Origin of the sequence: Acuticoccus sp. (genome assembly GCF_965213555.1) — a bacterium.
In the GTDB taxonomy this organism is placed as follows: domain Bacteria; phylum Pseudomonadota; class Alphaproteobacteria; order Rhizobiales; family Amorphaceae; genus Acuticoccus.
Genome location: NZ_OZ243890.1, coordinates 3,658,112 through 3,680,275 on the forward strand (window position 1 = coordinate 3,658,112; position 22,164 = coordinate 3,680,275).

The 22,164-nt window shown below is 69.4% G+C and carries 16 protein-coding genes and 2 pseudogenes; 13 read left to right on the plus strand and 5 right to left on the minus strand.

Features of this window, described 5'->3' with window-relative positions:
- The first annotated feature begins 94 nt into the window (after window positions 1–94).
- From ACOOE8_RS17120 to ACOOE8_RS17130, 3 genes and pseudogenes are all read left to right on the plus strand, one after another.
- Window positions 95–718 carry a hypothetical protein gene (locus ACOOE8_RS17120; RefSeq protein WP_420392614.1) on the plus strand — a complete coding sequence of 208 codons (624 nt, stop codon included), beginning with the start codon at window positions 95–97 and terminating at the stop codon, window positions 716–718.
- 1,551 nt (window positions 719–2,269) lie between these two features.
- A pseudogene (locus tag ACOOE8_RS17125) lies at window positions 2,270–2,970 on the plus strand (IS5 family transposase); the annotation flags it as partial.
- A 110-nt stretch (window positions 2,971–3,080) separates the two neighbouring features.
- Window positions 3,081–4,014: pseudogene (locus tag ACOOE8_RS17130) on the plus strand (IS630 family transposase).
- Between the two features lie 304 nt (window positions 4,015–4,318).
- On the opposite strand, the gene ACOOE8_RS17135 reads toward ACOOE8_RS17130, so the two are convergent.
- Window positions 4,319–5,551 (minus strand): hypothetical protein, encoded by a 1,233-nt coding sequence (locus tag ACOOE8_RS17135; protein ID WP_420394752.1) that lies wholly within the window; start codon window positions 5,549–5,551, stop codon window positions 4,319–4,321.
- Complete coding sequence (gene uvrA / locus ACOOE8_RS17140) at window positions 5,520–8,420, minus strand: excinuclease ABC subunit UvrA (protein ID WP_420392615.1); 2,901 nt, start codon at window positions 8,418–8,420, stop codon at window positions 5,520–5,522. Before uvrA ends, ACOOE8_RS17135 begins: the two co-directional genes overlap by 32 nt.
- A 366-nt stretch (window positions 8,421–8,786) precedes the next feature.
- Between uvrA and ACOOE8_RS17145 the strand changes: the two genes are divergently transcribed.
- The 6 genes from ACOOE8_RS17145 (at window position 8,787) to gyrA (ending at window position 15,038) form a co-directional block, all read left to right on the plus strand.
- Entirely contained in the window at window positions 8,787–9,629 is an 843-nt protein-coding gene (locus ACOOE8_RS17145) for a hypothetical protein (protein WP_420392616.1), read from the plus strand.
- 74 nt (window positions 9,630–9,703) lie between these two features.
- Window positions 9,704–10,192, plus strand: a complete 489-nt coding sequence (locus ACOOE8_RS17150; protein WP_420392617.1) for a single-stranded DNA-binding protein — start codon at window positions 9,704–9,706, stop codon at window positions 10,190–10,192.
- Window positions 10,189–11,007, plus strand: a complete 819-nt coding sequence (locus ACOOE8_RS17155) for a hypothetical protein (RefSeq protein WP_420392618.1) — start codon at window positions 10,189–10,191, stop codon at window positions 11,005–11,007. The genes ACOOE8_RS17150 and ACOOE8_RS17155 overlap by 4 nt, the downstream gene beginning before the upstream one ends.
- A gap of 57 nt (window positions 11,008–11,064) precedes the next feature.
- On the plus strand, window positions 11,065–11,382 hold the full coding sequence (locus ACOOE8_RS17160) for a hypothetical protein (RefSeq protein ID WP_420392619.1): 318 nt from the start codon (window positions 11,065–11,067) through the stop codon (window positions 11,380–11,382).
- A 117-nt stretch (window positions 11,383–11,499) separates the two neighbouring features.
- Window positions 11,500–12,216 (plus strand): hypothetical protein, encoded by a 717-nt coding sequence (locus ACOOE8_RS17165; protein ID WP_420392620.1) that lies wholly within the window; start codon window positions 11,500–11,502, stop codon window positions 12,214–12,216.
- 104 nt (window positions 12,217–12,320) lie between these two features.
- Complete coding sequence (gyrA, locus tag ACOOE8_RS17170; protein WP_420394737.1) at window positions 12,321–15,038, plus strand: DNA gyrase subunit A; 2,718 nt, start codon at window positions 12,321–12,323, stop codon at window positions 15,036–15,038.
- A 221-nt stretch (window positions 15,039–15,259) separates the two neighbouring features.
- Here gyrA and ACOOE8_RS17175 read toward each other — a convergent pair whose 3' ends face one another.
- A complete protein-coding gene (locus ACOOE8_RS17175; protein WP_420392621.1) occupies window positions 15,260–15,529 on the minus strand; it encodes a hypothetical protein in 270 nt (89 codons plus the stop codon).
- A gap of 118 nt (window positions 15,530–15,647) precedes the next feature.
- On the minus strand, window positions 15,648–15,947 hold the full coding sequence (locus tag ACOOE8_RS17180; protein WP_420392622.1) for a hypothetical protein: 300 nt from the start codon (window positions 15,945–15,947) through the stop codon (window positions 15,648–15,650).
- Between the two features lie 322 nt (window positions 15,948–16,269).
- On the opposite strand from ACOOE8_RS17180, the gene coaD reads away from it, so the two are divergent.
- The 4 genes from coaD (at window position 16,270) to tgt (ending at window position 19,606) form a co-directional block, all read left to right on the plus strand.
- Window positions 16,270–16,764 (plus strand): pantetheine-phosphate adenylyltransferase, encoded by a 495-nt coding sequence (gene coaD, locus ACOOE8_RS17185; protein WP_420392623.1) that lies wholly within the window; start codon window positions 16,270–16,272, stop codon window positions 16,762–16,764.
- A gap of 80 nt (window positions 16,765–16,844) precedes the next feature.
- On the plus strand, window positions 16,845–17,384 hold the full coding sequence (locus tag ACOOE8_RS17190) for a peptidylprolyl isomerase (RefSeq protein ID WP_420392624.1): 540 nt from the start codon (window positions 16,845–16,847) through the stop codon (window positions 17,382–17,384).
- Window positions 17,385–17,387: 3 nt separating this feature from the next.
- Window positions 17,388–18,479 carry a tRNA preQ1(34) S-adenosylmethionine ribosyltransferase-isomerase QueA gene (queA, locus tag ACOOE8_RS17195; RefSeq protein WP_420392625.1) on the plus strand — a complete coding sequence of 364 codons (1,092 nt, stop codon included), beginning with the start codon at window positions 17,388–17,390 and terminating at the stop codon, window positions 18,477–18,479.
- Window positions 18,476–19,606: a tRNA guanosine(34) transglycosylase Tgt gene (tgt, locus tag ACOOE8_RS17200; protein ID WP_420392626.1), complete on the plus strand. Its 1,131-nt coding sequence runs from the start codon at window positions 18,476–18,478 to the stop codon at window positions 19,604–19,606. The genes queA and tgt overlap by 4 nt, the downstream gene beginning before the upstream one ends.
- On the opposite strand, the gene ACOOE8_RS17205 is transcribed toward tgt, so the two are convergent.
- Complete coding sequence (locus ACOOE8_RS17205) at window positions 19,601–22,120, minus strand: calcium-binding protein (RefSeq protein WP_420392627.1); 2,520 nt, start codon at window positions 22,118–22,120, stop codon at window positions 19,601–19,603. The two genes, tgt and ACOOE8_RS17205, sit on opposite strands and share 6 nt — an antisense overlap.
- Between the last annotated feature and the right edge of the window lie 44 nt (window positions 22,121–22,164).

The following is a 22,164-nucleotide window of genomic DNA, read 5'->3' on the forward strand; positions in this document are numbered from 1 at the left end:
GAGGAGGGCTTCGCGCAAGCCCGGCGTGGGACCTCGTTGTTGACGTCAAAGCCAGCGAGCCGAGGGCAAGCCTTCGTCGCATGGGGAGGCAAGGGTGCGAGGACGACGATGGCGAGCCCGTGCGCTGGGGCTGGCAACAGCGCTCACGCTCGGCGGCTGCGTCGGCCTCCATCGCGGCGAGCCGGCAACGTGGTTCGACGCGGTCGACGCGGTCGCCCCGCGCGACGGCGGGCGCGTCGTCGTCTGTCACGGCTTCGGCTGCCGCCGCAAGACGGCCGTCGTCTTCACCTCCAGGGACGTCGCCACGATGCGCGGCATCGTCGGGGCGGCGTCCAGCGCTTCGGCCGAGCGCGCCGGCATCCGACGGCTGGTCGCTTGGGCGGAGCGACGCGTGGCCCCGGAGGTAGGCTCGACTAGGGACGTGGGCGGCCTCGACCTGTGGAACGCCGGCGAACGCGGCCAGATGGACTGCATCGACGAGGCGACGAACACGACGAGCTACCTCCTCGTCGCCGAGCGCGCGGGGCTCCTGCGCCATCATCGGGTGGGGCGGCCCGTGTCGCGCGGCTACTTCCTCGACGGGCGCTACCCGCACGCCACCGCCGTCGTCGTCGCCGGCGACGCAGCATGGGCGGTCGATTCCTGGCCGCACGCCAACGGCGTCCCGCCTGACGTCCTGCCGCTGCCCGTCTGGTCCGCGCGCGGGCCGATGCGCTGATCATGCGACGCCCTCGGACGCGGTGAACAGCATGGATGGCGTGCCGTCGCTGCCCGCCTGAGAGGCGCGCGGGGGCGGCGGTCCGCTGATCGCGCGACGTCCTTGCCCGCAGCGGTGAGCAGCATGGAGGGCGTGCCGCCGCTCCCGTCGGGTCCGCGCGCAGGGCCGATCCGCCGATGGCGCGACACTCGCTGGTGGTGCGGTCAACAGCATGGACGGCATCCTGCCGCTGCCCGTGGGGTTCGCCCGGGTGGTCCGCTGATCGCGCGACGTCCTTGCCCGCCGCGGTGAGCAGCACGGAGGGCGTGCCGCCGCTCCCGTCGGGTCCGCGCGCAGGGCCGATCCGCCGATGGCGCGACACTCGCGGGTGGTGCGGTCAACAGCATGGACGGCATCCTGCCGCTGCCCGTCGGGTTCGCCCCGGTCGGTCCGCTGATCACGCGACGCCTTGCCTGCCGCGGTGAGCAGCATGGAGGGCGTGCCGCCGCTCCCGTCGGGTCCGCGCGCAGGGCCGATCCGCCGATGACGCGACACTCGCGGGTGGTGCGGTCAACAGCATGGACGGCATCCTGCCGCTGCCCGTGGGGTTCGCCCGGGTCGGTCCGCTGATCACGCGATGCCCTCGCAGGGCGCGGGAAACGCCAGACGTGTCCTGCCGCTGCACGTCTGGTCCGCACGCGGGCCGATCGGCTTCCTAGGGACGCTCCCTTACGGCGCGGAACAGCGAGGAAGCGTCCTTCCGCTGCACGTCTGGTCCGCGCGCGGACCGGTCCGCTGACCGTGCGCCTCCCTCGGAGGGCGCAACGAACAGCGGAGACGGAGGCCTGCCGCTGCCTGTTGCCACGCGCCGGGGCCGATAGTTTGATCAAGCGACATCCGCGAGCGACGTGGCGAGCAGCACGGACACGTCCCGCCGCCCGCTCGTCTGATCCGCGCGCAAGCCAATCCGCTGTTCGTGCGACATCTTTGAGCGAGCTGGTGAACAGCGTAGAGGCGTCCCGGCACTGCCCGTCAGCTCCGCGCGCAGGCCGATCCGCTGATCGTGCGACGTCCTCGGACAGTACGATGAACAGCGAGGACGGCGTCCTGCCGCTGCCCATCTGGTTCCGCGTGGGCACTTCGCTGATCGGGTCACACCCTCGCGCGGTCCGGTGGACAGCGTGGACGGCGTCCTGCCGCTTCCGGTCTGGTCCATGCCCGCCGATCCGCTGATCAGGCGACGCCCTCGCACGGCCCTGTGAACAGCGGGGGCAGGGTCTGGACGCCGCTCGTCCAGGACGCGCGTGGGCCGACCCGCCGTCAGGCACGGTACTGCGAAGAGACGGTACTGCGAAGAGCATGCACGGCGGGCTGCCGCGTACCGTCGTGTACGCGCACGGGTCGTCCGCTGATCAGGCGACGCGCTCGCACGGTTCGGTGAACAGCTTGGACGGCGTCCTCAGCCGCGTCCCCATCAACGATCGGTGAAATCTCATCGGGTTTGGTCTGCCCTCGTTCACACAGGGAGCGACACGGACCGGCACCATTTGAGCGACGCGATGTTGGGGGGCGATCATCCAGCCGCTCTTGCCGACGAACGGGCGAGGCGTGCCTCGGGTCGACGACCGACGGGTGATCGACGGCATCCTTTGGCGGTTCCGGACCGGGTCGCCCTGGCGCGACCTGCCCGAGCGCTACGGACCACGCACGACGCTCTACAACCGCTTCGTCCGATGGCGGGCGAAGGGGATCTCGGACCGCATCCTGGCCGCCGTGTCGGAAGCTACGACCGCGACATCGTCATGATCGACGCCTCATGCGTGCGCGTCCACCAGCACGCCGCCACCATTGAATGGGGGGGGACGATCGCTTGCATGGGCCGTTCCCGCGGCGGCCTGACCACGAAGATCCACGCCCTCGTCGATCCCGAGGGACGACCGATCCGCCTCGCGCTGACACCCGGACAGGCCGGCGACGCACCGGCCGCCCTCGGCCTGATCGACGGCCTCGTGCCAGGCTCCATCCTCATCGCCGACCGGGCATAGGACACCAACGCGATCCGCGCGCACGCGAGCGGAGGCGGCGCATGGGCCCACATCCCGCCACGCGTGATCTGTAAGACCACGTTCGCCTTCAGCCGCCGCCTCGACCGCGAGCGCCAACTCGTCGAGCGGTCCTTCAATCGGGTCAAAAGGTTCCGCGGCATCGCCACGCGGTCCGATCGCCGGCCTGACAACCTCGCCGCCATCACCCTCGCAGCGATCCGCATCTGGATCGCCGCGAAACGTGTCCGGCATCTAGAGCACTTTAGGGTTGCGAGGGATCGGGCAAATCAAACTCTGAAGGGGGCGGCTTCGCGTTTGGAGTTCGCACGACGGCGCCGCTGTCCAACGATCTGAGAAAGGTCTGGTCAAGGCGGTCGATGCGGGCGCTTCGGCACGCCAGGCGGCGGCCCGCTTCGACGTCAGCCCCTCGACGGTCGTCAAGCTCTGCAGCGCGTTCGGGCCACGGGCAGCGTCGAGCCCGCGCGGATCGGCGGCTATCGCAGGCCGCTCTTGGCCGCGCACGAGGCGGCGATCCGCACGCTCGTGGCTGCAAACGGGAGCATCATGCTGGCCGAGCTGAGGGCGGCCATCCGCCGACGCGGCGGGTCGGCGGTGTCGCTGTGGGCGGTCTGGTCGATGCTGCAACGGCTTGAGCTGCGGCACAAAAGAAGTCGCTGAGCGCAGCAGAGCGGGAGCGTCCTGACGTCGCGAAGGCCCGCAATCGCTGGCGCGGCTTCCAGGGCTTCATGGATCCTGACCGCTTCGTGTTCCTCGACGCGACCGGGGCGTCCACCAACATGGTCCGCCGGACGGGCTGAGCGCCCAAGGGCGACCGGCTGGTCGATCGCGCCCGTCATGGACATTGGAAGACCACGACGTTCGTCGCCGGTCTGCGCGCGTTAAGAGATCATCGCCCCGCTCGTCCTCTTGGGGCCGATGACGGGACGCACCTTCCTCGCCTACGCCAAGCAGTTCCTCGCGCCGTCGCTGTCGCCGAGCGACGTCGTGGTGATGGACAACCTCGCGGTGCACAAGGTCGCCGGGGTGCGCGAGGCGATCGCCGCGGCGGGCGCCAGCGTCCTCCATCTTCCGCCCTACAGCCCCGACCGTAACCCCATCGAGATGGTGTTCGGCAAGCTGAAGGCGCTCCTGCGCAAGGCCGCCGCGCGCACCCGCGACGACCTCTGGGACACCATCGGCGCGCTCCTCGACCGCTCCCATCCCGACGAATGTCGCCGCTACATCCGCCACTGCGGCTATGCGTACGACTAAACCGAAAGTGCTCTCGCGCTGCCCGCCTGGTCCGCCCGGAGGCCGCTCCGCTGATCCGGCGATGCCCTCGTACGATGTTGTGGACAGCGGGGACGCCTCCTACTGCTGCCGTCTGGTAGGCGCACGGAACGGACGTTGACCCTGCTCGGTGCAGGTGAGCAGCGCGGAGGACGTCCGGCCGCTCCCCGTCCCATCCGCGCAGGAGCCGGGCTCGCTGATCGCGCGACCCTTCGCACGGTGCGGTGAACACCATGGGAGGGCATCCGGCCGCTGCCCGTCTGGTCCGCGCGCAGCGATCCGCTTGTCAGGCGATCCCCTCGCACGCTGCGGTGAACAGCGTGGGCGGCGGGCGAGCCAGCGCGTAGCGCAGCGTTCGCAGGGTCTGCCGGTCGAGCTCCTCGACGAAGCCTTGCTGCAGGTGGCGCTGGTTGTGGGCGCAGGCCTCACGCGCCGCGTCGAGGAACGCGCGGCGCGCCCCCGCCGCCTCGAGCGCCCGTCGCAGGCGCTCCAGCTCGACGAGGACGGCGATGAGGCGATCCTCCGGCTCCACAACGTTGTCGTAGCTCTCGTCGATCACCGCGCCGAACGTCGCGAAGCCGAAGTCGCGCAGCAGCGCAAGGCTCCGCGGCGCCGCGACGAGGACGAACGGACGGTGGGTCACGAACGGCTTGAACGACTTTTCCGTCACGCGCACGACGGGAGCCCGAAAGTCCGTCTCGGTCACGATCGACAGCATCGTAGCCCGGACCGGCGCCTCCGGGAACGAGACCGGCATCGGGCCGAGGCGGCCGAAGGCGGCGCTCTGCCTGTCGTCGAAGTCGGCGGTGCCCTCGCTCCAACCCTCGGCGTCCCGGTCCGGGGCAAGGTGGGCGAGGCGGGGAAAGTTTCGCGCAACGTCCTCAGCCATGCGGCGAGGCGAGTGGCTCCCCTCCACCCTATGGTCGGAGCGCAGCACCACCTGCGAAAGCGCGGAGCGGCGGATCGCCTCCATGAGCAGGTAGCGGTGCGGACGCACGGTGCGGTTCAGCATGAGGAAGCGCGGCGGAGCGTCGGCGAGCGCGTCGTAGCTGAAGTCGGTCAGCTCCATCGCCTCGTAGGTCCGCGCGAGGCGTACGGGCCAGTGGTGGTAGGCGAGCCAGTTCATCGGTTCGCGCCGCGCACCGTCCTCGCGCGGGAGCCCGCTCCCCTGTGCCACGAGAACCACGCGCCCGCGCGGCACGCCGGTCTCGCGGTTGAACGCCGCGAGCGCCTCGACCGCGTCGTCGTCGAGGCGGCGCGAGTTCTCGTTGGAGGCGTCGAGGAACACGACGTCCTCGGGCCCCGGTGCGTGCGTGCGCAGCGCATCGAGCCCATCGACGAGCCGTCGGTTCGTCTGCTTGTTGGGGTAGAGCGCGATGTAGAAGCCACGCCGCGCCGGCACGGCATGGGCGTGGCGCGCCAGGAAGTCGTGGAACGTGAGCCTCTCTTCGGTGAGGCCGATCAGCTCCATGGCGATGGGGCGCGCCTCACTCGGCGGCCTCGCGCGCGCCGGCGCCACGGCGGGCGAGGAGCTCGGCGAGGAAGCGGCCCGTGTGGCTCCGTGACACCTTCATCACCGCCTCCGGCCGCCCGGCCGCGACGATCTCACCGCCGCCGTCGCCGCCCTCGGGGCCGATGTCGATGATCCAATCCGCCGTCTTGATGACCTCGAGGTTGTGCTCGATGACGACGACGGTGTTGCCTTGGTCGACGAGCTTCCTCAGCACCTCGAGGAGCTTCTCGACGTCCGCGAAGTGCAGCCCCGTCGTCGGCTCGTCGAGGATGTAGAGCGTGCGCCCCGTGGCGCGCTTGGAGAGCTCCTTGGCAAGCTTGATGCGCTGCGCCTCGCCGCCAGACAAGGTCGTCGCCTGCTGGCCGATGCGGATGTAGCCGAGCCCCACCTCGTTCAACGTGACGAGCTTGTCGCGCACCGCCGGCACGGCGGAGAAGAACTCGCACCCGTCCTCGACGGTCATCTCCAAGACGTCGGAGATGGAGCGGTCCTTGAAGGCGATCTCCAGCGTCTCGCGGTTGTAGCGCTTGCCGTGGCACACGTCGCAGGTGACGTAGACGTCCGGCAGGAAGTGCATCTCGATCTTGATGACGCCGTCGCCTTGGCACGCCTCGCAGCGCCCACCCTTGACGTTGAACGAGAAGCGGCCGGGCCCGTAGCCGCGCGCCTTGGACTCCGGCAGCCCGGCGAACCAGTCGCGGATCGGCGTGAACGCGCCGGTGTAGGTGGCGGGGTTGGAGCGCGGCGTGCGGCCGATGGGCGACTGGTCGATGTCGATGATCTTGTCGAGGTGCTCGAGCCCGGTGATCGCCTCATGCGGCGCGGGCTGCTCGCGGCTCTTGTTCAGCTTGCGCGAGACCGCCCGGTAGAGCGTCTCGATGACGAGGGTGGACTTGCCGGAGCCCGACACGCCGGTGACCGCGGTGAAGAGGCCAAGGGGGATCTCCGCCGTCACGCCGCGCAGGTTGTTGCCGGTCGCGTTCACCACCTTGATCGTCCGACCCTTCTTGCGCGCACGACGCTTGTCCGGCACCGGGATCTCGCGCGCGCCGGACAGATACTGCCCGGTGAGCGAGGCAGGGTTCGCGAGGAGCGCGGCCGGCGATCCCTCGGCGGTGACGGTGCCACCGCGGACGCCGGCGCCAGGGCCCATGTCGAGCACGTGGTCGGCGGCGAGGATCGCGTCCTCGTCGTGCTCCACCACGATCACCGTGTTGCCGAGGTCGCGCAGCCGCTTCAGCGTCTCGATGAGGCGCGCGTTGTCGCGCTGGTGGAGGCCGATGGACGGCTCGTCCAGCACGTAGAGCACGCCCGTCAGCCCCGATCCGATCTGCGAGGCGAGGCGGATGCGCTGGGACTCACCGCCCGACAGCGTGCGTGAGCCACGGCTGAGCTGCAGGTAATCGAGGCCGACGTCCACGAGGAAGCGCAGCCGCTCGCGGATCTCCTTCAGGATGGCGCGGGCGATCTCGCGCTGCTGGTCGGTGAGCGCGTCCGGCAGCGCCTCGAACCACGGCGCGGCGTCGCGGATCGCCAGCGCCGACACCTCGCCGATGTGCCGTCCGCCGACCTTCACCGCCAGCGCCTCGGGCTTCAGCCGGAAGCCGTTGCAGGCGGGGCAGGGCGCGTCCGACTGGTAGCGCGCCAGCTCGTCGCGCACCCAGGAGGAATCGGTCTCGGTCCAGCGTCGCTCGATGTTGGTGATGACACCCTCGAACGTCTTCTTCGTCGTGTAGGAGCGCAGCCCGTCGTCGTAGGTGAAGGCGATCTTCTCGCGGCCCGAGCCGTAGAGGATGACGTCGCGCACCTTTTCCGGCAGCTCGCGCCACGGGGTCATCATGTCGACCTCGTAGTGCGCCGCGATCGCTTGCAGGGTCTGCGTGTAGTACGGGCTCGTGTTGCCCGTCCGCGCCCAGGGCAGCACCGCGCCGCCGTTCAGCGTCATCGCCGTGTCGGGGACGACGAGGTCCGCCTCGAAGGTGAGCGTCGTGCCGAGCCCGTCGCAGGTGGGGCAGGCCCCCGTCGGCGCATTGAACGAGAACAGCCGGGGCTCGATCTCGGCGATGGTGAAGCCCGACACCGGGCAGGCGAACTTCTCGGAGAAGGTGATGCGGCGCGGCGCGCCCCCGTCGACCTCGTCGGCGAACTCGGCGATGGCGATCCCGTCGGCGAGGCGCAGCGCCGTCTCGATGGAGTCCGCGAGGCGCGTCGCAAGGTCGGGACGCACGGCGATGCGGTCCACGACGACGTCGATGTCGTGCTTGAACTTCTTGTCGAGCGCCGGCGCGTCCTCGATCTCGTGGAACGTCCCATTGATCTTGACGCGCTGGAAGCCGCGCTTCTGCAGCTCCGCCAGCTCGCGGCGGTACTCGCCCTTGCGGCCGCGCACGATGGGCGCGAGCAGGTAGAGCCGCGTCTTCTCGGGCAGCGCGAGCACGCGGTCCACCATCTGCGACACCGTCTGCGCCTCGATGGGCAGCCCCGTCGCCGGCGAGTAGGGCACGCCGATGCGCGCCCACAGGAGGCGCATGTAGTCGTTGATCTCGGTGACGGTGCCGACGGTGGAGCGCGGGTTGCGGCTCGTGGTCTTCTGCTCGATGGAGATGGCCGGCGACAGGCCGTCGATCTGGTCGACGTCCGGCTTCTGCATCATCTCGAGGAACTGGCGCGCGTAGGCCGACAGGCTCTCCACGTAGCGCCGCTGGCCCTCGGCGTAGATCGTGTCGAAGGCGAGCGAGGACTTGCCCGAGCCCGACAGCCCGGTGAACACGATAAGGCGGTCACGCGGCAGCGTGACGCTCACGTTCTTCAGGTTGTGCTCGCGCGCGCCGCGGACGACGAGCTGGCGTTCGGGGGCGGGCTTGCGCTCGGACATGGCGTGCCCCATGAGCTTTGCGGGGATGTTGACCGCAACCTGTGACGCACGGCGCGGCCGGTCAATGACGCGTTCGGGCGCGGGGGTGATCCTCCCCTTGTTTCCCCTCACGCTGCTGGGCAGCCACTCCCATGGACGTCCTGACGCTGCACATCGGTCACCCCAAGACCGGCACGACCTCGCTGCAGGCGACCTTCCGCGACAACGGCGCCGTCCTCGCGCGGCACGGCCTGTTCTACTACGGCGCGACGCGCACCAACCACCCCCTGGCAACGACCGTTCAGCGCGCGCACCAGGCGGGCCGGCGAGCCGCGCATCGTCAAGGACTTCCTCCAGCAGGCGCGGGCGAGCGGGCTCGACCAGGCGGTGGTGAGCTCGGAGACGCTGCTCCGGCTCAGCGACGAGGAGGCGGCCGAGTGCGCTCTGACGTTCGGCAAGGTCGCCTCGCGTGTGCGGGTGCTCCTTTACGTGCGCGACCCCGTCGGCTTTGCGATCAGCGCGGCGGCGCAGGGGGTGCGCACCGGCCAGCGGTTGGCCGACGTCGCGCAGCGGGCGCGCGTCCTGCCGATCAGCGCCATCGTCGAGCGCTGGCGCCGCGCCGTCGGCGCCGAAAACCTCACCGTGCGGCCCTACGACCGTGCCCAGCTCGCGGCCGGCGACGTGATCGACGACGTCCTGGCGACGCTCGGCGTACCGGGCGCGGCGCCCGAACTGAGGCGGTCCGCGGTCAACGAGGGATTGTCGGTGCTCGCCATCCACCTCCTCGACCGCGCCCTCGACCTGACCGAGGGCCGGGCGATGCCCTACGACCAGCAGCGCGCATTCAACCACATCGGCGGGCCGCGCTACGTCATCCCGGAGGCAACGCAGGCGAAGGTGCGCCGTCGGGCGGCCGCCGAGGTGGCTTTCCTGCGCGAGGAGTTCGGCATCGTCCTGCCCGACGGGGGCGCGGCGGAGAGCCCGCCTCCGGGTCTTGCCGAGGACGAGCTCAGGACCTTGGCCGAGGTGCTGCACGAGGTGAACGCGTTCGCCTTCCGCCTCGACCGCTCGGTGCTCGGTCGCGTGCTTCAGACCCGCATGCCCTACTCGAACCGCCCCGTGGAGGCGGTCCACCCCATGCGCGCCAAGCTTGAGCGGCACGGCCTCCTCGCAGCCCTCGAGGCGGACGCCGCTGGGCTCGGGGACAGCGGCGACGGCGGGGACGACTAAGGCGTGGATTGCCGCGCCCGGCCGCGGTAAGTGGGGGCGATGACCGTTAGGCTCGCACACCCTCGGAGAAGCTCATGGCCGGCAGCGTCAACAAGGTGATCCTCATCGGCAACCTCGGTGCGGACCCGGAGATCCGTCGCACCCAGGATGGTCGCCCCATCGCCAACCTGCGCATCGCGACGTCCGAGACGTGGCGCGACCGCAGCACCGGCGACCGGCGCGAGCGGACCGAGTGGCACCGCGTCGTCGTGTTCTCCGAGGGGTTGTGCCGGGTGATCGAGCAGTACGTGCGCAAGGGCTCCAAGGTCTACGTCGAGGGCTCGCTGCAGACCCGCGAGTGGGAGGACCAGCAGGGCGTCAAGCGCTACTCCACTGAGGTGGTGCTGCAGAACTTCGGCGGCGTCCTGCAGATGCTGGACGGTCGACAGGGCGGGGACGCGGACCGAGGCGGCGGCTTCGACCGCGGCAGCTCGGACCGCGCTCCGGAGCGTGGCGGCTACGCCGACCGCGGCGAGGGGCGACCGGCGGCGGACGAGCCGTTCGACGACGACATCCCCTTTTGATCGAGGTCGTCGCCGCGCTGTCGGACCCCGGCCGTGCGGACAAGGCGAACGAGGACGGGTTCGGCGCATCAGGCCGCTTCGCCTGGGTCATCGACGGCGCGACGGGCCTCGGCGAGGATGCGCTGCTTCCCGCGCCGAGCGACGCCGCCTGGCTCACCGGCGTGCTCGACGAGGCGCTGCGCGAGGGGGTGGAGGCGACGAGCGACCCCTTCGACCTCCTGTCCGCGGCGGCGGCGCGGGCCGAGGCGCGCTTCCTCGCCGAGCGCCGCCGGCCGCCGGCCGTGCGCTACGAGGTCCCGACGGCTGCGGTGCTAGTCGCCCGGTTCGGGGAGGTCGTCGACATCGTCGAGCTCGGCGACTGCGCGGTGTGGATCGAGGCGGACGGCGCCACGCTGCGCCGGGGCGGGACCGAGGAGGGACGGGCGAGGGAGGCGGCGAACGCGAGGAGCATGATGGCGTCCGGAGGCGGTCGGAACGCCGAGGTCGTGGCGTTCCTGCGCACCGTCCGAAACCTCGCCAACACCGATGACGGGTACTCGATCTTCGCCCCCGACGCCGACTGCACGCGCCGCGCACGGCGCCACCGCGTGGAGGCGACGTCCGGCGAGGCGTTGTTCCTCACCGACGGCTTCGAGGCCGCCATCGACGACTACGGCCTGCATACTGGCGCGACGCTGCTGTCGGCCGCGCGCGACGACCTTGCGGGCGCGCGCGACGCCCTTCGCGCGGTGGAGCGCACGGACCCGGACTGCACGCGCTACCCTCGCTTCAAGCCGTCCGACGACGCGACGGCCCTGCTGGTGCGCTTCGGTTGACGCAAACAAAGCATTGGAATCATTCTTCCATCAACATGGACACGCGGAGAAAACTGGATGACAGCTTGTTTGTACATCCGTCCAAAGGGCGTACCGGCGATCATCTCTGACATGATGGTAACTTGGGATGGGAGGGAGCTTGGTTCGTTCATCCATCCAGGTACTGCAATGGCCTGGCCCGTAAACATGGCGGCAAATGCAGACCAGCTATATCGAAAAACGTACTTTATTGGCGATTATCTAGGTATTGCTGCAGAAGGACAAGAATTTCAAATAAAGAATCTGTTTTTCGAAATCAAACAATCAATTTATTTGGTATCCATGCAGAATAGTCCGATCGAAACACTCTGTGAGTTAGTTAATGGTTACAGGTAAATTGAATTTGTACTTGACTATAAAAATAAAGGTTGTATAGTATTCAACAAACCACAAGAAATACCTCCCTTTGGAGAATGCGCTGCTGTCGGTTCAGGTGCGAGCGAGCTCATTCGTATGACAGTCAATCGGGGGCAACAAGAACTGGCAATGCTAGATATACCGCGTACGCACCCATACACGCTAATTAACCGGCTAGCGTCATATCACGCTACAATAGCTCTCCGAAACGACGCTATTTTCGGTGAAAATCGGTCGTGGGGTGGTTTCCTGGAATGGATAAAATACAATTTGTCCAGCCAAAAATGGGTCTTTCCCAAAGATGCTATGTACCACATATTGATGGCTATCCCGTTGGAAAAGAATGTGTTTACTATCGTTTCTAATCAGTCAATTTTCTGTTATCGGGCGGGGACTAAGAACACTTCCGGTAATGTCTTGTGCTCGTACGGTGGAGACAGGCCGGCATCTATATGGGAAATTAATGACATTTTGTATGGTGACAAAAAAAGACCGGCGCGTGGCAGTGACTGGTTGTTCTGGCGTCCCGAAGAAGTAAACTTGCTCATCTTTCCATATGGTGCCGAGAAAAAAGGCGAAATCTTTCTGATCCCATTAGACGAAGACGTTCGAGAGATGTTGTTTGATTTTACAAGGATGGTATTGCAGTCGTTTTTTCGAATCGTATTATGGATCATTGGGGTAGGCTGGCAGCCAGCGCTTGGGGTCTTTCGTACAGGCCACGTCGAGATCTGCCGGAAGCAGACGTTCATGCTGCGTGGGACGCAGCTCGAAATGGGGGCTGGGGCTGAGGATCGTGCATTAGAGTGGTAGCTGCTGTCGCCGGGCTTTCGCAGCCGAAGGGCGTCGCCTATGTCACCGGGACACCATAAGGGTAAGGGGACGGCGTGAGCGACGAGACCGGCGGGAACGGTCCGATGGATCCTGGGCCTCGCGGGGGCGGTCCCCCTGGGATCACCGGCGTCTCCATCACGGCCGAGATGGAGAAGTCGTTCCTCGGCTACGCGATGAGCGTCATCGTGAGCCGCGCGCTGCCGGACGTGCGCGACGGGCTGAAGCCGGTGCACCGGCGCATCCTCTACACGATGGACGAGAACGGCTACGCCTGGAACCGGCCGTACAAGAAGTCCTCCCGTGTCGTCGGCGACGTCATGGGCAAGTACCACCCGCACGGCGACTCGGCGATCTACGACGCGCTGGTGCGCATGGCGCAGCCCTTCTCCATGCGCCTGCCGCTCGTGGACGGGCAGGGCAACTTCGGGTCCGTCGACGGCGACGCCCCCGCGGCCATGCGCTACACCGAGGTGCGGCTCGAGAAGGTCGCCACCGCGCTGCTCGACGACATCGACAAGGACACCGTCGACTTCCAGGACAACTACGACGGCTCGGAGCGCGAGCCGACGGTGCTGCCGGCGCGCTTCCCGAACCTCTTGGTCAACGGCGCGGGCGGCATCGCCGTCGGCATGGCGACGAACATCCCGCCGCACAACCTCGGCGAGGTCATCGACGCGACGGTGGCGCTCATCGACGAGCCCGCGATGACCGTCGCCGACCTGATGGAGATCGTGCCCGGGCCGGACTTTCCCACCGGCGGGCTGATCCTCGGCCGCTCGGGCATCCGCTCGTCCTACGAGCTCGGCCGCGGTTCGGTCCTCATGCGCGGCAGCGTGCGGGTGGAGACGATGGCGCGCGAGCGCGAGGCCCTCATCATCGACGAGATCCCCTACCAGGTGAACAAGGCCACCATGGTGGAGAAGATCGCCGACCTCGTGCGCGAGAAGCGCGTCGAGGGGATCAGCGACCTGCGCGACGAGTCCGACCGGGACGGCATGCGCGTCGTCATCGAGCTGAAGCGCGATGCCAACGCGGACGTGGTGCTCAACCAACTCTACCGCTACTCGCCGCTGCAGACCTCGTTCGGCTGCAACATCGTCGCGCTGAACGGTGGCCGGCCGGAGCAGCTGAACCTCAAGGATCTGCTCTCCGCCTTCATCTCCTTCCGCGAGCACGTGGTCGCCCGGCGCACCAAGTTCCTGCTCGCCAAGGCGCGCGACCGGGCGCACGTCCTGGTGGGCCTCGCGGTGGCGGTCGCCAACATCGACGAGGTGATCCGCCTCATCCGGACCGCGCCGGACCCCGCGAGCGCACGCGAGGCGCTGATGGCGCGGGACTGGCCGGCGCACGACATGGGGCCGCTCATCGCGCTCATCGCCGACCCGCGGCACGTGCTGTCCGACGAGGGCACGATCCGCCTCTCCGAGGAGCAGGCCCGCGCGATCCTCGACCTGCGCCTGCAGCGGCTCACCGCGCTCGGCATGAACGAGATCGGCGACGAGCTGAAGGCCCTCGCAGGCGAGATCGGCGACTACCTCGACATCCTGTCCTCGCGCTCGCGGGTCCAGGGCATCATCAAGGCCGAGCTCGCCGCCGTGCGCGACGAGTTCGCGACGCCACGGCGGACGCAGATCGTCGAGGGCGGGCCGGACCTCGAGGACGAGGACTTCATCAACCGCGAGGACATGGTCGTCACCGTGTCCCACGCCGGCTACATCAAGCGGGTGCCCCTCGACACCTACCGGGCGCAGCGGCGCGGCGGAAAGGGCCGCTCGGCCATGTCGACCCGGGACGCCGACTTCGTGACCCGCGTGTTCGTCGCCAACACGCACACGCCGGTGCTGTTCTTCTCCTCCCGCGGGCAGGTCTACAAGGAGAAGGTCTGGCGCCTGCCGCTCGCGGCGCCACAGGCGCGCGGCAAGTTCCTGTCCAACATCCTGCCGCTGGAAGAGGGCGAGCGCATCACCTCGATCCTCCCCCTCGTGGAGGACGAGGCGACGTGGGGCGAGTACGACGTCATGTTCGCCACCACGCAGGGCAACGTGCGGCGCAACAAGCTGTCGGACTTCACCAACGTCAACCGCGCCGGCAAGATCGCCATGCGGCTCGATGAGGGAGACGGCATCGTCGGCGTCGCCATCGCGACGCCGGACCACGACGTGCTTCTCACGACGGCGCAGGGGCAGGCGATCCGCTTCCCCGTGTCCTCGCTGCGCGTCTTCCTCGGGCGCAACTCGAGCGGCGTGCGTGGCATCGCGCTCGGCGACGGGGATGCGGTGATCTCCATGTCGATCCTGCGCCACTTCGCCACCAACCCCGAGGAGCGCGCCGCCTTCCTGAGGATGCGCCGGGCCGTCGCGGGCGAGGCCGAGCCACCGCCCGAGGAGGCGGACGACGGCGCCGGCAGCTTCGTCGACCTTGAGCGTTACGCCACCATGAGCGCGGCGGAGGAGCAGATCCTCACCGTGTCGCAGAACGGTTACGGCAAGCGCACGTCCTCCTTCGAGTTCCGTGTCACCGCGCGGGGGGGCAAGGGGATCGCTGCGATGGTGGTGAACGAGCGCAACGGGCCGCTTGTCGCAAGCTTCCCGGTGGAGGACACGGATCAGATCATGCTGGTGACGAACGCGGGTCAGCTCATCCGCGTGCCCGTCGACGGCGTGCGCGTGGCGGGGCGTTCGACGCAGGGCGTGATCGTGTTCAGCACCGCGGCCGACGAGCGTGTCGTGTCGGTGGACCGGGTCAGCGAGGACGTCGTGGCCGAGGAAGGAGCTGACCCGCCGTCATCGGCGGCCTTGTGACGCGACGCGCGGTGGCGTCAGGCACCATCCGCTGATCGGAGGAAGTGTCAGGACACGCCGCGCTGGGCGCGTCGGCTCGACGTGAACGCTTCTGAAGCAGCCCTACCCGACGGGCGAGCAACCCTACCCGACGGGCGAGCAACCCTCTCACGCGTCGAGGATGCTTGCGTCGCGCCGAGGCTGCGGGTACGGCGCTCGGGACCGCACCGCTCGCGGTCGGATCAATCGCCCAAGGGGAGGGATCGCGTCAGCGTGATGACACCCGCATCGACGTCGCGTTGCACTGCGGTCACATACCCGTCCAGCATCGCGGTGTCCGCGGCACAATCTGCCTCATCGCACCACTGCGACGCGACGTGAGGCGGCAGATCGCCTTTGGTCCCCACGCTCGTAGGGGCCTGGAAGAACGTCCCGGCGGAGAGCGTCGCCGCAATGAGCAGGACGCCGGCGACTGTGGTCGCGATCGAACTCCGAACCAACACGTTGCCCATGACAAACCCCACTTACGTTACCGTAAGGTAAGCCTGTCCAGTGCAATTGCAACGGTTGCCGACGAAAATTAGGCACTTTTATGGCAGCGGCGACCTGGGACCCGCTTACGGATGGGCGTTAGTGGAGTTCTGTTGCCTCATGGACACGATGGAGGACGGTGGTCTGGGCCTCGGCGTCGCGGGACGCCAAGGTCACGAAGCGGACGGGTGCCGCTTCACCCTCGACCCAGGCCAAGCACTCGCTCGACAGCTTCGGCCAGGACTGGCCATCGCACAGGCTATCGCCGACGGTCGCGAAGCGGTCCGCCTTCTGGGCGACCGGCTCGTCGTGGGACAGGGTGCCTCCGAGGGTCGCGGCGCCGACGATGAGGGCAGCGAACAGCGTGCCAGCGACGGGGGCGTTAAGGCGATCGATCATCGTTCTCTCCGTATGCGCCGTCGCTGCCCTACAGTCGGTCCCGGCCGGCCAGCGGCGACGATCAGCGTCGCGGCTGGGTTTTGCCGGGCACCGCTGCTCGTCGGTGGTCTCACGCCGCAATCCGCGGCTTCGACCGTCGCCAAAGGCAACGCTGGCATGGGATGGGAACGCGCTCTTGGTGAACGGGTTCCGGTGCAACGATGCGCATTGAAGCGATTTTGGTCGTGTCCCACCCTTTTTGCCTCACGATGCTTCGCGCGCGGACCTTAATGTTTCGGTAGCGATTGCCGCTCACCGACGACGCGAACCGGAATCTTTTGTCATGCGAACTGCGTTCTACCCAGGCTCCTTCGATCCCGTCACCCATGGACACATGGACGTCCTGATGCGCAGCTTCGCTGTGGCCGATCGCGTGGTCGTCGGCATCGGCGTCCACCCGGGGAAGGCGCCGATGTTCGCCTTCGAGGAGCGCGAGGAGATGCTGCGCGAGGCGGTGCGGGCAGAGGGAGGGGACAGGGTCGAGCGCTTCGCGGTGGCCTCGTTCCGCAACCTCGTGACCGACGCGGCGCTGGAGCATGGCGCGTCGCTCCTCATCCGTGGGTTGCGCGACGGCACCGACCTCGACTACGAGATGCAGATGGCCGGGATGAACCTCACGCTGCGTCCCGGTTTGACGACGGTGTTCCTTCCAGCCTCGCCTGCCGTCCGCCACATCACGGCGACGCTGGTGCGCCAGATCGCGGCGCTCGGTGGTGACGTGTCGGCCTTCACGCCGCCGCACGTCGCCGACGCGCTCCATGCGCGGGCGCGTCGCTGAACCCGCATCGCACGAGGGCGTTGAATGGGTTGAAAAGGCGGGGTCGCACTCGCTTCCAGCCTCGATCGAAAGGACCTCCCATGCTTGCCCGACTGCTCGCCGCCGCCGCGATGGCGCTCGTCTCCACCGCCTACGCCGCGGCGCAAGACACTGAGAACACGCTGATTTTGGAGCTCGAGGACGGGCCCGTCACCATCGAGCTCCTGCCCGACGTCGCACCGAACCACGTGGAGCGCATCAAGACGCTCACCCGCGAGGGGTTCTACGACGGCGTCCCATTCCACCGCGTGATCCCCGACTTCATGGCCCAGACCGGCGACCCCACCGGGACGGGCACGGGCTCGTCCTCCCTCCCCGACCTCAGGGCCGAGTTCAGCGACACGGCGCACGTGCGCGGCACGGTGTCCATGGCGCGGGGCGGTCAGCCCGACAGCGCGAACTCGCAGTTCTTCATCGTCTACGACGACGCCTCGTTCCTCGACAACCAGTACACCGTGTTCGGCCGCGTGCTCGACGGCATGGAGCACGTCGATGCGCTGGAGGCTGGGACGCGCGCCAACAACGGGGCGGTGGCGAACCCCGACCGCATCGTGCGCGCCCGCATTGCCGCCGACGGCTGACCGTTGGGGGAGGCGGACCGCGCCGACGGCACGGCGCTCGCCGACTACGACTACGACCTGCCGGACGCGGCCATCGCGCTGCGTCCGGCGGCTCCACGCGATGCGGCAAGGCTCCTCATCTCGGCGCCCGGCGAGCCCATGCGCGACGCCGTCGTCCGCGACCTGCCGGAGCTGCTCCACGCCGGCGACCTCATCGTGGTGAACGACAGCCGCGTCCTACCAGCGCGGCTGTCGGGCGATCGCCTCCGCCGAGGCGGCGGCGCGCGCGTCGAGCTCACGCTGCTCGAAGCGGCCGTCGCCGGGCCGGAGCCCGTGTGGCGCGCCTTCGCCCGTCCCGCCAAGCGGCTCGCCGGCGGCGACCGCATCCTGATCGCCGGACCGTCCCCGGACGCCACGCTCCACGCCACGGTGCTGTCGCGCGACGGCGGTGAGGTCACCGTGCGCTTCGATGGCGACCCGTTGTCCGTCGGCGCGATTCCGCTGCCACCCTACATCGCCGCGCGGCGCTCGCCCGATGCGCGCGACGCCGTGGACTACCAGACGGTCTACGCCGCGCCGCCGGGCTCGGTCGCCGCGCCGACCGCCGGGCTGCACTTCACCCAGCCGTTGATCGGCGAGCTGGCGGCGCGCGGCGTCGCGATGACCACGGTCACGCTCCACGTCGGCGCCGGCACCTTCCGTCCGGTGACGGTGGAGCGCATCGAGGCACACGCGATGCACGCCGAGGTCGGCCTCGTGCCCGAGGCCACCGTTGAACAGGTGCGTGCGACCCGTGCGGCCGGCGGGCGCGTGGTCGCCGTGGGCACCACGGCGCTGCGCCTCCTGGAGACGGCGGCCCAGCCGGACGGGCTCGCGCCGTTCGCCGGCTCGACGCAGCTCTTCATCCGACCCGGCCACCGGTTCCGCGTCGTCGACGCGCTGATGACGAACTTCCACCTGCCGCGCTCGACGCTCCTCATGCTCGTCGCAGCGTTCGTCGGGCTCCCCCGCATGCGGGCGATCTACACCCACGCGCTCGCCAGCGGCTACCGGTTCGCGAGCTACGGCGACGCCTCGCTGCTCTTGCCGGACCCCGCCGTCCTCGCGCGCCGGTGACCTTCCAGCTCCTCGCGACCGACGGCGCGGCCCGCCGCGGCCGCCTCATCACGCCGCATGGCACCATCGAAACGCCCGCCTTCATGCCGGTCGGGACCCAGGCGAGCGTCAAGGCGATGCAGCTGCGCGACGTCGCGGAGACGGGGACCGAGGTGGTGCTCGGCAACACCTATCACCTGATGCTGCGACCCGGCGCCGACCGCGTGGCCGCGCTTGGCGGGCTGCACCGCTTCATGGGGTGGGGGAGGGCGATCCTCACCGACTCGGGGGGCTTCCAGGTGATGTCGCTCGCCGCCTTGCGCACCATCGACGAGGACGGCGTCACGTTCCGCAGCCACGTTGACGGGACGATGCACCGCCTGACGCCGGAGCGTGCGGTGGAGATCCAGCTCAAGCTGGGTGCCGACGTCCAGATGCAGCTCGATGAGTGCGTCGCGCTGCCCGCAAGCCCCGAGGCCGTCGCCCGCGCCGTCACCCTCAGCCTCGACTGGGCGCGGCGGGCCCGACGCGCGTTCCTGACGGCGGAGGGCGGCGGCAGGCTCCAGTTCGCCATCGTCCAGGGCGGCACCGACATGAACGAGCGCGCCCGCTCGGCCGAGGGCCTCGTTGCGCTCGGCTTCGACGGCTACGCCGTCGGCGGCCTCGCCGTAGGCGAGCCCCAAGCGACGATGTTCGCCACCGTGGCGGCCACGACGCCGCGGCTGCCCCGCGAGCAGGCGCGCTACCTCATGGGGGTCGGCACCCCCTCGGACATCGTCGGCGCGGTGGCGCGCGGCATCGACATGTTCGACTGCGTGCTGCCGACGCGGGCCGGCCGCCACGGCCTCGCCTACACCGGCCACGGCAAGCTGAACCTCAAGAACGCGCGCTTCGCCGACGACCCCACACCCCTCGACGAGGGGATGGATTGCCCCGCGTCACGGGAGTACCCGCGCGCGTACCTGCACCACCTCGTGCGCGTGGGCGAACCCCTCGCCGCGACGCTCCTGTCCTGGAACAACATCGCCTATTACCAGCGGCTCATGGCGGACCTGCGACGGGCCATCGAGGGAGGGACGCTGGCGGCGGAGGCGGCGCGGCTCGCTGCGGCCTGGGGCGACCCCAGGGCTCGAAGCACGGCCTCATAGGAGGACGGCGTCGTCCACCTCCCCGAGGCTCGTGCCGGCGACGACGATGAACGCGTCGTCGAGCGCGATGAGGACCTTATTGCCCTTCTCGCGAACCGAGGCGTCGAACTGTCTTGCCGACAGTCGGAAGGCGGTGAGGTCGATGACGTCGCCGGCCTCGAGGTCGCCGATCCTGTCGCGCTCGTCCCCCGGCGCGAAGACGAACCGGTCGGCGCCCCGATCGCCGGTCAGCTTGTCCTTGCCCGCGCCGCCGATGAGGACGTCGTCCCCCATGCCGCCGGACAACTTGTCCTTTGCGCCGCCGCCGAAGAGGACATCGTCGCCGTCCCCGCCGCGCAGGACGTCCTTGCCGTCGCCGCCGTCGAGGGTGTCGTCACCACCCTCGCCGAACATGCGGTCCTTGGCGGCACCACCGTCGAGCCGATCGTCGCCGGCGCCGCCCTCGAGCTGGTCGTTCCCCTCGCCGGCGTCCAGGCGGTCCTTGCCGTCCCCTCCGGTCATGAGATCGGCGCCGTCCCCCCCGAACAAGCGGTCGTTGTCCGCCTCCCCATGGAGCGTGTCGTCGCCGGGGCCACCCTCGAGGCGGTCCCTGCCGTCCCCTCCGACGAGCTCATCCGTACCGTCATCGCCGAACATGCGATCGTCGTCGGCCTCGCCGACGAGCGAGTCGTCACCGCCGCCACCAATGAGGAGGTCGGCGCCGACACCACCGAAGAGCGCGTCGTTGCCGTCCCCCCCGTCGAGCACGTCGTGTCCCGCCTCGCCGAACAGGGCGTCGTTGCCCGCACCGGCGGCCAGGCGGTCGTCGTGCGCCCCGCCACGCAGCGTATCCTTGCCGTCTCGCCCCCACAGCGTGTCGTGTCCGTCGCCGCCGTGGAGGAGGTCGCGCCCTGCGCCGCCGTCGAGCATGTCGCGGCCGCCGTCGCCCCAAAGGGCGTCGTCGCCGTCCCCGCCGACGACGACGTCGTCGCCCTCGCCGCCGGTGAGCGCGTCGTCGTCGGTGCCGCCGTCCACGGTGTCGTTGCCGTTGCCACCGGCGAGCGTGTCGTTGCCCTCGCGTCCGCGCATCACGTCGGCCCCCAAGCCGCCGTCGGCGCGATCGTTGCCCGCCTCGCCGTGCAGGGTGTCGTCGCCCTCGCCACCCGCCAGGACGTCGTCGCCCTCCGCGCCGCGCAGGTCGTCGGCTCCCGGTCCGCCGTCCAGCGTGTCGTTGCCGGTGCCGCCGAGGAGGAGGTCGTTGCCATCGTCGCCGCGAAGGACGTTGGCACCGGCGCCGCCGTCGAGGGTGTCGGCGCCCGCGCCGCCCGACAGCGCGTCCGCGCCGAGGTCGCCCCGCAGGACGTCGTTGCCGCCGTCGCCATGGAGCGTGTCGTCACCGCTCCCGCCGCTCAACAGGTCGTGGCCGTCGCCACCCGACACGCGGTCGGAGCCGTCCTCGCCAAGGAGCGTGTCGTCGTCGGCGCCGCCCTCGATGACGTCCCCCTCGTTCCCGCCGGACAGGAGGTCGGCCCCGTCGCTCCCGACGATCGTATCGTTGCCGCTGCCGCCGAGGATGGTGTCGGCCGAAAGGCTGCCGGACAGGCTGTCGTCGCCGTCCCCGCCGTCGACGATGCCGAACACCCGCCCGTAGCCCCGCCCGTCGAACACGTCGGGTCCGGCGCCGAGGTGGACGCCGCCACGCACGGTGCCGGCGTTCACCACCGTCTCCCGGCCGTCGCCGCCGAGGATGGCGAGCGCATCGTCGGTGGCGGCGTCGATGGTGCCGGTGTTCACGAGGTGCGCCGTGCGCTCGACCCCGGTCGCGAGGACCACGGTGACGCCGGACGCAGCGCGCAGCCGCCCGTCGTTCTCGATCACCGTGTCGTCCGCCGACGCCGCCACCTCCACCGCGCCGGCGACGCCGAACACCTCACCCGTGTTGGACAGAAGGACACCGGAGCCGGCGATGCGCACGCCGACGTCGCCACCGCTCACCGAGCCGTCGTTGACGACCGTGTTGGCCACGCCCAGGACGAAGATCGCCGAGGCGCCGACCGGGCCTGCGTAGCCGGCCGTCATCGTTCCGATGTTGCGCGCGCTGTTGCCGCTGCCGCTGATGAACAAGGCATTCATCGCCGCCTCGACGGTGCCCGAGTTCGTCGCGTCGTTGCCGTTGCCGAGGAGCGAGATCCCTCCCGAGTGGGTCGATCGGATCGTGCCGTCGTTGGTGAGGCGCGCGCCGTCGCCGCTGAGGAGGACCGCGACGCTGGGCGCGGTCAGCGTGGCGCTCCGCGCTATGGCGATGGAGCCGATCGCGAGGCCGTCGACCTCGATCGCGGAGCACCCGGTGGAGGTGACGGTCCCCGCGATGGCGAGGGCGTTGTCGCGCAGGTTCTTGCCCTCGATGGCGGTGGCGCTCGCCACCACGGAGGAGCTCGACGCGAACTGATAGGTCGTCCCGGGCCTTGCCAGCACGTACCCGGGGACGGCGAACGACGTCTCGTGCACCGCGCCTTCGATGATGACGGTCGCCATGCGCCCGCGCCTCCGAGCGACGCGGGGTGTGGCTGGGCCTCAGG